Source organism: Serratia ficaria, from assembly GCF_900187015.1.
Lineage (GTDB): Bacteria > Pseudomonadota > Gammaproteobacteria > Enterobacterales > Enterobacteriaceae > Serratia > Serratia ficaria.
The window spans coordinates 4,489,757-4,502,083 of sequence record NZ_LT906479.1 but is presented as its reverse complement, the minus strand read 5'-3'; the positions used below and the strand labels follow the sequence as shown (position 1 = coordinate 4,502,083).

General features: G+C 61.9%; 12 protein-coding genes. 4 read left to right on the top strand and 8 right to left on the bottom strand.

Translation table 11 applies throughout. The features are described from left to right. Positions 1–26: 26 nt before the first annotated feature. Positions 27–851 carry a 2,5-didehydrogluconate reductase DkgA gene (gene dkgA / locus CKW09_RS21090; protein ID WP_061797263.1) on the bottom strand — a complete coding sequence of 275 codons (825 nt, stop codon included), beginning with the start codon at positions 849–851 and terminating at the stop codon, positions 27–29. A gap of 286 nt (positions 852–1,137) precedes the next feature. Next, positions 1,138–2,301, bottom strand: coding sequence for an alcohol dehydrogenase (gene yqhD, locus CKW09_RS21085; RefSeq protein ID WP_095099278.1), 1,164 nt, complete (start codon positions 2,299–2,301; stop codon positions 1,138–1,140). Positions 2,302–2,525: 224 nt separating this feature from the next. Here yqhD and CKW09_RS21080 point away from each other — a divergent pair, with 224 nt between their 5' ends. Beyond that, positions 2,526–3,413, top strand: coding sequence for an AraC family transcriptional regulator (locus CKW09_RS21080; protein ID WP_231922187.1), 888 nt, complete (start codon positions 2,526–2,528; stop codon positions 3,411–3,413). Positions 3,414–3,417: 4 nt separating this feature from the next. On the opposite strand, the gene CKW09_RS21075 is transcribed toward CKW09_RS21080, so the two are convergent. Further along, positions 3,418–4,446, bottom strand: a complete 1,029-nt coding sequence (locus CKW09_RS21075; protein ID WP_095099272.1) for a zinc-dependent alcohol dehydrogenase family protein — start codon at positions 4,444–4,446, stop codon at positions 3,418–3,420. Positions 4,447–4,554: 108 nt separating this feature from the next. On the opposite strand from CKW09_RS21075, the gene CKW09_RS21070 reads away from it, so the two are divergent. Further along, complete coding sequence (locus tag CKW09_RS21070; protein WP_095099269.1) at positions 4,555–5,475, top strand: LysR family transcriptional regulator; 921 nt, start codon at positions 4,555–4,557, stop codon at positions 5,473–5,475. A gap of 9 nt (positions 5,476–5,484) precedes the next feature. Here the strand turns inward: CKW09_RS21070 and CKW09_RS21065 are convergent, their stop codons facing one another. The 5 genes from CKW09_RS21065 to CKW09_RS21045 all read right to left on the bottom strand — a co-directional run bounded on the left by CKW09_RS21065 (position 5,485) and on the right by CKW09_RS21045 (position 10,549). Then, a complete protein-coding gene (locus tag CKW09_RS21065; RefSeq protein ID WP_061797269.1) occupies positions 5,485–6,147 on the bottom strand; it encodes a DedA family protein in 663 nt (220 codons plus the stop codon). A 145-nt stretch (positions 6,148–6,292) separates the two neighbouring features. Next, entirely contained in the window at positions 6,293–7,489 is a 1,197-nt protein-coding gene (metC, locus tag CKW09_RS21060; protein ID WP_061797272.1) for a cystathionine beta-lyase, read from the bottom strand. A gap of 209 nt (positions 7,490–7,698) precedes the next feature. Then, the gene (locus tag CKW09_RS21055; protein ID WP_095099266.1) at positions 7,699–8,988 is read right to left on the bottom strand and encodes a TRAP transporter large permease; all 1,290 of its coding nucleotides are present in this window, start codon (positions 8,986–8,988) and stop codon (positions 7,699–7,701) included. Positions 8,989–9,001: 13 nt separating this feature from the next. Then, on the bottom strand, positions 9,002–9,511 hold the full coding sequence (locus CKW09_RS21050) for a TRAP transporter small permease (RefSeq protein WP_095099263.1): 510 nt from the start codon (positions 9,509–9,511) through the stop codon (positions 9,002–9,004). A 60-nt stretch (positions 9,512–9,571) separates the two neighbouring features. Then, complete coding sequence (locus CKW09_RS21045; protein WP_095099261.1) at positions 9,572–10,549, bottom strand: TRAP transporter substrate-binding protein; 978 nt, start codon at positions 10,547–10,549, stop codon at positions 9,572–9,574. A 367-nt stretch (positions 10,550–10,916) separates the two neighbouring features. On the opposite strand from CKW09_RS21045, the gene exbB reads away from it, so the two are divergent. Together exbB and exbD are read left to right on the top strand one after the other, a co-directional pair. Further along, positions 10,917–11,888: a tol-pal system-associated acyl-CoA thioesterase gene (gene exbB / locus CKW09_RS21040; protein ID WP_095099258.1), complete on the top strand. Its 972-nt coding sequence runs from the start codon at positions 10,917–10,919 to the stop codon at positions 11,886–11,888. A 3-nt stretch (positions 11,889–11,891) separates the two neighbouring features. After that, a complete protein-coding gene (gene exbD, locus CKW09_RS21035) occupies positions 11,892–12,314 on the top strand; it encodes a TonB system transport protein ExbD (RefSeq protein WP_061797282.1) in 423 nt (140 codons plus the stop codon). The last annotated feature ends 13 nt before the right edge of the window (positions 12,315–12,327 follow it).

The window sequence follows — 12,327 nt, the reverse complement described above, 5'->3', positions numbered from 1 at the left end:
CTCCCGGCGGGAGAGGGCGCGGGGCCTTACAGCGAATCCGGATCCGGCCCCAGACGATTGCCGACGTCCAGTTTGGCGATCTCGCCCAGTTCGTCCTTATCCAGTTTGAAATCAAACACCTCGAAGTTTTCGCGGATACGCGACGGCGTGACCGATTTCGGGATCACGATCAGACCGCTGTCCAGGTGCCAGCGCACCACGATCTGCGCCGGGGTTTTCTCGTATTTTTCCGCCAGTTCCTTGATCACTTCCTGATCGAAGACCCCTTCGCCGCCCTGCGCCAGCGGGCTCCAGGACTCGGTGGCGATGTGATGGGTGGCGTTCCAGGCCCGCAGCTGGCGCTGCTGCAGCAGCGGATGCAGCTCGATCTGGTTGATCACCGGCGCGACGTTGGTTTCATCCAGCAGGCGCTGCAGGTGCGGGGTATGGAAATTGCACACCCCGATGCTTTTGACCAACCCTTGCTCGCGCAGTTTGATCAGCGCTCGCCAGGCGTCGACGTATTGATCCTGCTGCGGTCTTGGCCAGTGGATCAGATACAGATCGACGTAATCCAGCTTCAGCTTTTCCAGGCTGCTTTCCAGCGCCGCCTGCGGATCGCCCTGATCGTCGTTCCACAGCTTGGTGGTGACGAACAGCTCGTCGCGCGGGATCGCGGTGGACTGCAGCGCGGCGCCGACCCCTTCCTCGTTTTTGTAGATGGCGGCGGTATCGATGGAGCGGTAACCCACTTCCAGCGCCTTGGTCACCGCACGGGTGGTCTCTTCAATACTCGCCTGCCAAACGCCGAGACCCAACTGCGGCATCAGATTACCATCGTGGAGTTTGATGATGGGTTGTTGCGTTGTCATGCGCATCTCCTTGTGAACTGATTGCCGGTGCTACTGGCACCGAAACGGCTATAGATAAATTCTAGTTGGCAAACCGCGCGGTTGCTGAGTTTGCTAACCCGAGTTCCGCGGTCGCGGGAGAGAGAGTCCAGACGGCGCCTCCCATGCATTGATTAACCAGATGATGTTTTGCGGTTCGATCGGCAGCGCAGATAAAGCGCCGAACTGCGCCCGGTGATCGGCCGGACGCAGGATGCAGAAACGGTAAGCAGAAACTAAAGCCTAGCAGGAAATCGCCGGTTTGCGATTAACGCGCCGCTTCATAAATGCGTTGGCTTACTTCCAGGGTGATGTCCTGACGTTCGCCCAGCGCGGTCATGCCGTGCTGATGCAGCTTGTCGAGCAGCGCCGGAATGCTGCTGCCATCGAGCTGATAATCGGCCATGCGGGTCGGCACGCCCATTTGCTCGAAGAACGCGCGGGTGGCGGCGATCGCGCCGTCGATGCGGCTCTCTTCGCCGCCGTCGCGCAGGCCCCAGACGCGGTCGGCGTACTGCAGCAGCTTTTCGCGTTTCTGCGCTTTTTTCTCGTTCAACAGCGCCGGCAGCACGATCGCCAGCGTCTGCGCATGATCCAGATCGTGCATGGCGGTCAGCTCATGCCCCAACATGTGGGTCGCCCAGTCCTGCGGCACGCCGGCGCCGATCAGGCCGTTCAACGCCATGGTGGCGCTCCACATCACGTTGGCGCGCACCCCGTAGTTCTCCGGCTCGGCCAGCGCGCGCGGGCCGTCTTCCAGCAGCGTCAGCAGCAGGCCTTCGGCGAAGCGGTCCTGCACCTTGGCGTCGACCGGGTAGGTCAGATACTGCTCCAGCGTGTGCACGAAGGCGTCGACCACGCCGTTGGCGATCTGGCGCGGCGGCAGCGAGTAGGTCACCACCGGATCCAGCACCGCAAACAGCGGCTGCACGTGCGGGGAGAAGAAATGCTGCTTGTCGCCGCTGCTCTTGCGGGTGATCACCGCGCCGCTGTTGGACTCGGAGCCGGTGGCCGGCAGCGTCAGCACGCAGCCCATCGGCACCGCGTCGACGATCTGGCCGCCAACGGTTTTCAGGATATGCCAGGCATCGGCGTCTGCGGTGTAGCGCGCGGCGGCGGCGATGAACTTGGTGCCGTCAACCACCGACCCGCCGCCGACCGCCAGCAGGAAATCGATATTTTCCGCCCGCACCACCTCGACCGCCTTCATCAGCGTTTCGAAGGTCGGGTTCGGTTCGATGCCGGAGAACTCCTGCACATTGCGCCCGGCCAGCGCGCGGTACACCTGGTCCAGCACGCCGTTTTTCTTCACGCTGCCGCCGCCGTAGGTAATCAGAATGCGCGCATCCGCCGGGATCTGTTGGGCGACTTCGGCAATCTGATCCTTGCCGAACAGGATTTTGGTTGGGGTATGCAGAATAAAGTTTTGCATGATCGGTTTCTCTCTCGGTGTCAGGGCTGCGCCGGCGGCGCAAAAATAACTGGAGTGTATTGTCAGTAACTTAGGCCGAACTCACAATGCTCATTCCTGTCGGTGTCTTGCCTATTTCTACAAGTGTCTGTAGAAATGGAGGTATTTAAATTATTATTTATGCCGAATCGTTCTGACTGTAAGAGGGTGTTTCCGTGATTGAAATCGATGAACCGCGCAGCCGCATGGCGCGCCAGGCGATGCGCTTTGCCAGCGGTAACGGCTATGCGCCTTCGCCGGTGCCGCGGGTGAAGATCCTGTACGTCGACCATCACTGCCAGCGGCAGCCGGTGATGTACGAACCGGGGATCGTGATTATTTTCCAGGGGCATAAGGTCGGTTACTGCGGCGATCGGGTGTTTCAGTACGATCCGCGCAACTACCTGCTGATGACGGTGCCGTTGCCGTTTGAATGCGAGACTTTCGCCAGCCCGGAACTGCCGCTGGTGGGGTTGGCGGTGAACATCGATACCCAGATGCTGCAGGACCTGCTGATCGACATCGGCGACGACGATTACCTGATGAAACCGCGGGCGGACAGCAACGGGGTGAACCTGGCCGAGCTGACGGAAGAGCTGCTGTGCGCCACCGAACGCCTGCTGGACGTGATGGCCAAGCCGCTCGACGCGCGGGTGCTGGGGCCGCAGATCGTGCGTGAAATGCTCTACCATGTGCTGCGCGGCGCCTGCGGCGCGTCGCTGCAGGAATTGGTCAATCGCCATACCCATTTCAGCCAGATAGCCAAAGCGCTGCGGCGGATAGAAAACCAGTACGCCGACAGCCTCAACGTCGAACAGCTGGCCAACGAGGTCAACATGAGCGTGTCGGCGTTTCATCATAACTTCAAGGCGGTGACCAACACCTCGCCGCTGCAGTACGTAAAATCCTACCGCCTGCACAAGGCGCGTTTGCTGATGGTGCACGACGGCCTCAAGGCCAGCACCGCGGCGATCCGCGTCGGCTACGAGAGCGCGTCGCAGTTCAGCCGCGAATTCAAACGCTTCTTCGGCGTGACGCCGAGCGATGAGATTGCCCGGCTGCGCGACGCCAACCCGCTGCTGCTGGAAGGCTAATCCCTCAGGGGGTCAGGACAATCTTGCCGAACGCCCCGCGGTCGAGATGATCGAGCGCCTGCTGCAGCTGGTCGAAGCGGTAAACCCGATCGATGATCGGCTGCAGCCCGATGACGTCCACCGCGCGCACCAGATCCTCCAGCGCGCGGCGGTGGCCGACGCCAATGCCCTGAATGATCGGCGATTTCAGCAGCAGCGGCCCGGCGGGGGCGGAAACTTCGAAGCCCTCCAGCGCGCCGATCACCGAGATGCGGCCATGCACCGCCACGGCGCGCACCGAGTGGCCGAGATTGGGGCCGCCGACGGTGTCGATCACATGGTCGATGCCGCGATCCTGCGTCAGTCGATACACGGCTTCCACCCAGTCGCCATTCAGGCGATTAATGCCGTGATCGGCGCCCAGCGCTTTGGCGCGCGCCAGCTTTTCATCGCTGCCGGAGGTCACGAACACCTCAGCGCCCTGCGCCTTGGCTATCTGCAACGCAAACAGCGCCACGCCGCCGGTGCCCTGCACCAACACCGAGTCGCCGGCGCTCAGCCGCCCCTGTTCCACCAGGGCGAACCAGGCGGTCAGCCCGGCGCACGGCAGGGTGCTGGCCTGTACCTCGTCCAGCGAGTTCGGCGCCGCCGCCAGCCAGTCTTCATGCACCACCACGTATTCCGCCAGCATGCCCTGATAGAAGCCGCCCAGGGTGCGGTAGGGCGGCGTGCGCGCATCGCCGTAGGGTTTTTGCCGCCCGTCTATCCAGCCGGGGCTGAAGGTTGAAATGACCCGATCGCCGGGCAGGAAACGGCTAACGCCGGCGCCGATCGCATCGATTTCGCCGGCCATATCGGAGGCGGGAGTGAAAGGCTGCGGCAGCGTCAGCCCCATGCCGGTTTCGATCACCAGCTTATCGCGGTAGTTGAGCGCCACCGCCTTCACTTTAACCCTGACCTCGTGCGGCCCAGGCTGCGGGATGGCGCTGGCGGTCAGCTGCAGGTGTTCACGCCCCAGGGCGTCCATTGTCCAGCGTTGCATAGTTTCGGCCATGTTTGACTCCAAAATTGGCGGTTAACAGACCCGTCGATATTATCGTTGATTCCAGTTCGCCAGTGGCGATAAGATTTCTCAAGATTGTTTCTTTAAGGGCTACAAACCATGACCGACCGATTGAACGGCATTTCGGTATTCGTCACCGCGGTGGAGGCGGGCAGCTTTGCGCTGGCCGCCGGCCGGCTGCACCTGTCGCGCTCGGCGGTGGGGAAAACCATCGCCCGGCTGGAACAGCGGTTGGGCGTGCGTCTGTTCCACCGCACCACCCGCAGCCAGAGCCTGACCGACGACGGCGCATTGTTTTACGAACGCTGCCTGCGGGCGCTGGAGGAGATACGCACCGCGGAGACGCTGCTGGAATCGGGCAAGCAGCAGGTCGGCGGCCGGTTGCGGGTCTCGATGCCGGTGCTGTTTGGCCGCATGTGCATCGCGCCGCTGCTGACCGAACTGACGCGCGAACATCCGGGGCTGGAGCTGGAGCTGTCGTTCAGCGATCGCATCGTGGATTTGATTGAAGACGGTTTCGATCTGGCGATCCGCAACGGGGCGTTGGCCAGCAACGGCGGGCTGGTGGCGCGGCGCATCGGCGATCACCGCATGACGCTGTGCGCCTCGCCGGATTATCTGCGGAGCTGCGGCGAGCCCCACAGCCTCGAACAGCTGGCCCGGCACGATGCGGTGACCTACATGCGCGCCGGGGCGGTGCGCCAGTGGTCGATCCTGGAGGCCGACGGCAAGGTGCGGGAGGTGATGCCGAACAAGCGGCTGCAAATGGATGACCTGCAGGCGATAGCCGACGCGGCGGCGGCGGGGTTCGGCATCGCCTGGCTGCCGTGCTGGCTGGTGCGCGACCGGTTGTTGAAAGGAGAACTGGTGCGGCTGATGCGCGATCGGCCGGGGGCGTCTTTCGAGGCGCATGCGGTGTGGCCGCAGACGCCCCACCTGCCGCTGAAGGTGCGGCTGGCGGTGGATACGCTGGTGAGCAAGCTGCCCCCCAGCCTGGCGTTGGTCGAAAAAGCGCTGTAGCGCAGGGACTCAGGACGAGGCGGCGCGCTTTTTACGCCAGATAACCAACATGGCGCCCAGCAGGCCGATAAACAGCAGCAGCAGCGGCAGGATCATCAATCCGGTCATGACCTGGCTCTCGTAGCGTTTCACCAGAGGGATCTGGCTGAAGGCATAGCCCAGGCCAACCAGCGCGCTGACCCACACCACCGCGCTCAGCCAGTTAAACAGCTGGAAGCGGGTGCTGTTCAGGCCGGAGATGCCGGCCATGGTCGGCAGCAGGGTGCGGACGAAGCCGAGGAACCGGCCGATCACCAGCGCCATCAGCCCGTGGCGGTTGAACAGGTTGTGCGCGCGTTGGTGGTATTGTGCGGGCAGCTGCAGCAGCCAGCCTTTGACCAGGCCGGTGTGGCCCAGCCAGCGGCCCTGCAGGTAGCTCAGCCAGCAGCCGAGGCCGGCGGCGGCGGTCAGAATGAGCAGGGTGGGGGCAAAGCCCATCACGCCTTTGGCGATCAGCGCGCCGGACAGCAGCAGCAGGCTGTCGCCGGGCAGGAACGAGGCTGGCAGCAGTCCGTTTTCCAAAAACAGGGTGGTGAAAAGCACCGCATAAACCACCCAAATCACGCTGGGATCGGCGAGGGCAATGAAGTCCTGCTGCCAAAGCGCATGAACAATCTCTCGTAATACATCCATTTTATGTCCTGTTGCATGCCGGTTGCGCCCGGGGTCAGGTTCTCCAGGATGCGGAAGTTACCGTATCTGACAGTTACCGGGCTAGTGTACCGCTAATAGCTTAAGCCGACATTAAACGAGACGAATAAAATTAGCGAACCCGGCGTCAGCGCGCGTTGGCGATGCGGTCGAAACCGGCCGCCAAATCGGCGATCAGATCCTCGACGTTTTCCAGGCCGATATGCAGGCGCACCAGGGTGCCGGAGAAATCGACGCCGCCCGCCGGGCGGATCGCCTCCAGCTCTTCCGGCTGATTGGCGAGGATCAGCGACTCGTAGCCGCCCCAGGAATAGGCCATGCTGAAGTGGCTGAAGTTGTCCAGATAGTCGGCCAGCTGCGCCTCGTTCAGCCGCTCTTTCAGCACGAAGGAGAACAGGCCGTTGCAGCCGCTGAAGTCGCGGCGATAGAACTCATGGCCTTTGCAGCCGGGCAGCGCCGGGTGATTGATCACCGCCACCTCCGGCCGGGTAGCCAGCCAGTTGGCGACCTCGAGGCTGCCGCGCTCATGCTGCTTCAGCCGCACCCCCAGCGTGCGCAGGCCGCGGCTCGCCATATAGGCGGTATCCGCGTCCACCATTTGCCCCATCAGATAGGAATATTCGCGCAGTTGCTCCCAGCAGCGCCGATTGGCGACCGCGGTGCCGAGCATGTAATCGGAATGGCCGATAATGTATTTGGTGCCGGCCTGGATGGAAATGTCGATATCAAAGTCCAGCGCCTTGAACAGCACCCCCGCCGCCCAGGTGTTGTCGATCATGATAACCACCTCGGGGGCCACGGCGCGGATGGCCTGCACCATGGCGGGAATATCCTGCACTTCCATGGTGATCGAGCCGGGAGACTCGAGGAACACCACCCGGGTGTTGGGCTGGATCAGCTCGGCGATGCCGGCGCCGATCAGCGGATCGAAATAGGTGGTGGTCACGTTCATGCGGCCGAGAATATGGCTGCAGAAGTCCTGGGTCGGTTCATAAACCGAGCCGGTCATCAGCAGGTGGTCGCCGGCGCCGACGAACGACAGGATGGCGTTGGATACCGCCGCCGCGCCGCACGGATAAAGCACGCAGCCGGCGCCGCCCTCCAGCTCGACCATCGCGTCCTGCAGGGCGAAGTGGGTCAGGGTGCCGCGGCGGCCATAGAACAGCTCGCCGTGGGCGCGCTGGGCGGTGGCGTGCTTTTTGGCCGCCACGGATTCAAACACCAGCGAAGAAGCGCGTTGGGTCACGGGGTTGACGGAGCCCTGGGTGTAGCGTTTGCCGCGGCCGGCGCCGATCAGCGTGGTTTCGATGTTTTTTGACGTCATGGTACCTGGCTCACCTCTGGTTGCTCTGCACTGCCCGTTTGCGATAGCCCTTACGTTAGCATGACGGCTTATAGCCATCCAGACGTTTTAACCTCCAGATACAGAAACGGCTATAATTATCTGCCACAGCGCCTTTCTTCGCGCCATCCTTCTGCCGCACGGCGATAAAAAAGCCCGTTTGTCGGCACCGGGGCGATATCGACCGCGCGTCAGCCGTATACGCCGGTCACCTTCGGCAGCCACAGCGAAATGGCCGGGATGTAGGTGATCAGCATCAGCACCAGCACCAGCAGGCAGTAAAACGGCACCATCGCCCTCACCACTTGCTCGATCTTCTGTTTGCTGACCGCGCTGGCGACGAACAGCACCGAGCCGACCGGCGGGGTGATCAATCCGATGCCCAGGTTGATCAGCATGATCATGCCGAAATGCACCGGATCTATCCCCAGCGACGTGACGACCGGCAGCAGCACCGGCGTCAGGATCAGAATGATCGGCGCCATGTCCATCAGGGTGCCGATCAGCAACAGCAGCACGTTGATGCACATCAAAATGACGTACTTGTTGTCGGAAATGCCGGTGAAGAAGTCGGTGATGATCTGCGGCAGCTGCATAAAGGTCATTACGGCGCCGAAGCCGGCGGCAAAGGCGATCAGCACCATCACGATGGTGACGGTCTTGATGGTGCGAAACAGCAGGATGTGCAGCTGGCTCCATTTAAAATCGCGATAGATGAACATGGTGACGAAGAACGCCCACAAACAGGCGATGGCGGCGGATTCTGCGGCGGTGAAGACGCCGGACAAAATGCCGCCGAGGATAATGAAAATAGTGAACAGGCCCCAGAACGCGTTAACGAAAATTTTCAGCGCCTGACGAAAGGGCACCCGTTCGCCTTTCGGGTAATGGCGTTGGTGGGCGAAGCCGATGCACAGCACGATCAGGCACAGCCCGAGCAGCAGCCCCGGAAAGATGCCGGCGATAAACATCGAGGAGATGGTCACCGTACCGCCGGTCGCCAGCGAGTAAATCACCGAGTTATGGCTGGGCGGCGTCAATATCGCCTGTACCGAGCCGCTGGCGGTCACCGCCGCGGAGAAATCGCGCGGGTAGCCCTTTTCCTCCATCTCCGGGATCATGACCGAACCGATGGAGGCGGTATCGGCGATGGAGGAGCCGGAAATGGCGCCGAAAAAGGTGGAGGCGACGATATTGACCAGCGACAGCCCGCCGCGGATAAAACCGACGAAGATATAGGCGAAGTTGACCAGCCGCCGGGCGATGCCGCCTTCGGCCATAATGGCGCCGGCCAGGATGAAGAAGGGAATGGTCAGCAGCGAAAACTTGTTGATGCCGTTGGTGACCTGGATGATCACCGCCTCCAGCGGCAGGTCGATCCACCAGGCGCCGATGAAGGCGCTCAGTCCGACGGCGAAGGCCACGGGGAAACCCAGCATCAGCAACAGCAGCATGCTGCCGATCAAAATCAATGCGTCCATGGTGCGGCTCCGGTTAGTGGGTGTTGCCGAGCATCACCAGCGGACGGTGGGTCTGTTCGCCCCACACCATCCGCTCGATGACAAACAGCAGGGTGATGACGGCGCCGATCGGAATGGGCAGGTAGGTTTCCCCATAGGTCACCGCCGGCAGCGAGGCTAACGGCTGTTGCCACATGTCGCGGCACAGGCTGTAGCTGGCGAAGAAAATCAGCAGGCAGGTGGCGCACATCAGCAGATCGCTGAGTAAGCGAAACAGCCGCTGCCCGCCCGGCGGCAAGCGATCCGTCACCATCGACACGCAGATATGCGCGCCGGCGCGCAGCCCCACCGAAGCGCCGATAAAGGTAAAAATCACCATGCAAATAATCGCCACCGGCTCCGGCCAGGAGAGGGCGCTGTTCAACGCATAGCGGGCAAAAATGCCGATCGGGATGATGATCACCATGATCAGCAACGCCAGGCCGGCGATCAGCATGGAGAGCAGATACAGCAAGTCCATGGTTCCAGAATAGAGGCGTGACATAAGCGTTTACCTGATGCTGTGTCGCGCAGCGGTGAAAGGCGCCGCCGCGCAAAGGGCCGTTTACTCCACGGCGGCGATGCGTTTAAGCAGGTCCTCATGGCCCTTGCCGTATTGTTCGCGCACCGGCTGGGTGGCCTGAATAAAGTCATTGCGATCGATAGGCTGGAAGTGCACGCCGCTGGTTTTCATCTTGTCCAGCGACTGCTGGTTGTAGCTGGCCCACAGCGTGCGCTCTTCGGCCTGCGCCTCTTTGCCCAACTTCAGCAGCAGCTGTTGATCGGCGGCGGAGAGCTTGTCCCAGCGGGCTTTGGAGAACAGCATCATTTCCGGTTGGATAAAGTGGCCGGTCAGGGTGTAGTACTTGGCGACCGGCAGATAATTATGAGCGACGAAGGTTGGCGGGTTGTTTTCGGTGCCGTCCACCACGCCGGTCTGCATGCCGCTGAACACTTCGCTGACCCCCATCGCCACCGGATTGGCCCCCATGGCTTTCAGGGTCGCCAGCGAGATCGCGCTGTTTTGCACCCGGATCTTTATGCCTTGCAAATCTTCCGGCTTGTTGATCGGCCGCTTGGTGATCATGTTGCGCACCCCGGCGTCGGTCCAGCCGAGGAACACCATGCGCGCCTTGGGATCGGCGGTCAGGCGCGCGGCGATTTCCTGGCCGATGTCGCCGTCCAGCACCTTATGCATATGCTGCTCGTCGCGGAAGATATAGGGCAGGGTCAGCACGCCGGTTTCCGGCGCAATGGTGGTCACCGGCGCCAGAGAGACGCGGATCATGTCGATGGCGCCAATTTGCACCTGCTGCAGCGTTTGGTCCTCATCCCCCAGCACGCCGCCGGCAAAAACCTTGATCTCCAGCCGGCCGTCGGTGGCCTGCTTCAGCTTATCGCCCATATGCTGCAACGCGACCACCGTGGGGTAGCCGGCGGGCTGCACCTCCGCCACCTTAATCACCTGCCCCAGCGCGGCGGTGGAAGCCATCAGCGTGGAACAGGCCAGCGAGAGTGCGAGCAACGGCCGTTTTATTTTCATTTGGGTAACTCCTGCGGGTGAAGGATTGTCGTGCGCCCTTGGCTTGGTGCCAGAGGAGATGTGGAAGCCGTGGCGCGCCCAGAAACGGTTGTCTCAGCATAGATAAAATGGCGGCGCGGCATCGGTCCGCGTGTTGATTGAATGAAGGTCGTCACATTATCAAAACAATGTTTTAATAATTTATAAAACTGCATCACAAAATTAAAACATGGTTTCGTCGTCGGCGCGGCGACGGGCGACGGATCTTGGCGGATTGGCAGTTATTTGGTAAATAATAATGAGAACCACTATCAATCCCTGATTGGTTTGATATGATCGCACGCTGAACTATTCCTTAATTTCGATCGGTAACGGGTGGAGGCACAGCGTGAAAACGGCTGGCAAGAATTTAAATCAAGGATCGTTCGGCCAGGGCCGGGCGCAATGGGGCAAGGCGTTCGGCCGCAGCCTGATCGCTTCAATGGTATTGGTGGTGGGTCTGGTGGGCGGCGCACAGGCGGCGCCGGCGGCCAATCCTGCCGTTACCGAAAGCGTTGCGCCGGGTTCCGCGCCCGCCGCCGCAGCGCCTGAGAACCTCACCCCGCCGAACCCGGCGCCAACCCTCCAGCCGCCGGAAACCCGCGGCATGGATCTGTCCGTCTGGGGCATGTACCAGCACGCCGACATCGTGGTGAAAGCGGTGATGATCGGCCTGGTGCTGGCGTCTATCGTCACCTGGACCATTCTGTTCTCCAAGGGCAGCGAACTGTTTCGCGCCAAGCGCCGTCTGCGCCGCGAACAGCTGGCGCTGGCCGACGCGCGCTCGCTGGATGAGGCGTCCGAACTGGCGCAGAACTTCGCCGAAGAGAGCATCAGCGCAGTGTTGCTGAACGACGCGCAAAACGAGCTGGAGCTGTCGGCGGGATCCAACGACAACAACGGCATCAAGGAACGCACCGGTTTCCGCCTCGAACGCCGCGTGGCGGCCTACAGCCGCAACATGGGCCGCGGCAACGGCTTCCTGGCCACCATCGGCGCCATCTCGCCGTTCGTCGGCCTGTTCGGCACAGTTTGGGGCATCATGAACAGCTTTATCGGCATCGCCCACTCGCAGACCACCAACCTGGCGGTGGTGGCGCCCGGCATCGCGGAAGCGCTGCTGGCGACCGCGCTGGGCCTGGTTGCGGCTATCCCGGCGGTGGTTATCTACAACATCTTCGCTCGCGTCATCGGCGGCCATCGCGCGCAGGTTGGCGACGTGGCGGCGCAGGTGATGCTGCTGCAGGGCCGCGATCTGGACCTGGCGGCGACGGCGGAAGCCAAACGCTCGCAGCACGCACACCAACTGCGGGTGGGGTGATTTATGGCGATGCGCTTAAATGAAGATCTGGACGACAGCGGCGAACTGCATGAAATCAACGTGACGCCGTTTATCGACGTCATGCTGGTGCTGTTGATCATCTTTATGGTGGCCGCGCCGCTGGCAACGGTAGATATTCGCGTCGATCTGCCGGCCTCCTCCGCCAAGCCGCAGCCGCGGCCGGAGAAGCCGGTATTCCTGTCGGTGAAAGCCGACAAGCAGCTGTATGTCGGCGACCAGCCGGTCAATGCCGAGCAGCTGACGTCGGTGCTGGATCAACGCACCCAGGCGAATAAAGAGACCACCATCTTCTTCCAGGCCGACAAGAGCGTGGACTATGAAACGCTGATGAGCGTGATGGACACCCTGCGCAAGGCCGGCTACCTGAAAGTGGGGCTGGTGGGCATGGAAGGCGCCGCCAGATAGCGGGCCGGTCGCA

Coding starts and splice junctions, on each gene's coding strand:
- CKW09_RS21070 (WP_095099269.1), top strand. CDS start 4,555: ATGACCGACCGATTGAACGGCATTTCGGTATTCGTCACCGCGGTGGAG.
- CKW09_RS21075 (WP_095099272.1), bottom strand. CDS start 4,446: ATGGCCGAAACTATGCAACGCTGGACAATGGACGCCCTGGGGCGTGAA.
- dkgA (WP_061797263.1), bottom strand. CDS start 851: ATGACAACGCAACAACCCATCATCAAACTCCACGATGGTAATCTGATG.
- CKW09_RS21055 (WP_095099266.1), bottom strand. CDS start 8,988: ATGGACGCATTGATTTTGATCGGCAGCATGCTGCTGTTGCTGATGCTG.
- metC (WP_061797272.1), bottom strand. CDS start 7,489: ATGACGTCAAAAAACATCGAAACCACGCTGATCGGCGCCGGCCGCGGC.
- exbD (WP_061797282.1), top strand. CDS start 11,892: ATGGCGATGCGCTTAAATGAAGATCTGGACGACAGCGGCGAACTGCAT.
- CKW09_RS21050 (WP_095099263.1), bottom strand. CDS start 9,511: ATGTCACGCCTCTATTCTGGAACCATGGACTTGCTGTATCTGCTCTCC.
- CKW09_RS21065 (WP_061797269.1), bottom strand. CDS start 6,147: ATGGATGTATTACGAGAGATTGTTCATGCGCTTTGGCAGCAGGACTTC.
- CKW09_RS21080 (WP_231922187.1), top strand. CDS start 2,526: ATGGCGCGCCAGGCGATGCGCTTTGCCAGCGGTAACGGCTATGCGCCT.
- CKW09_RS21045 (WP_095099261.1), bottom strand. CDS start 10,549: ATGAAAATAAAACGGCCGTTGCTCGCACTCTCGCTGGCCTGTTCCACG.
- yqhD (WP_095099278.1), bottom strand. CDS start 2,301: ATGCAAAACTTTATTCTGCATACCCCAACCAAAATCCTGTTCGGCAAG.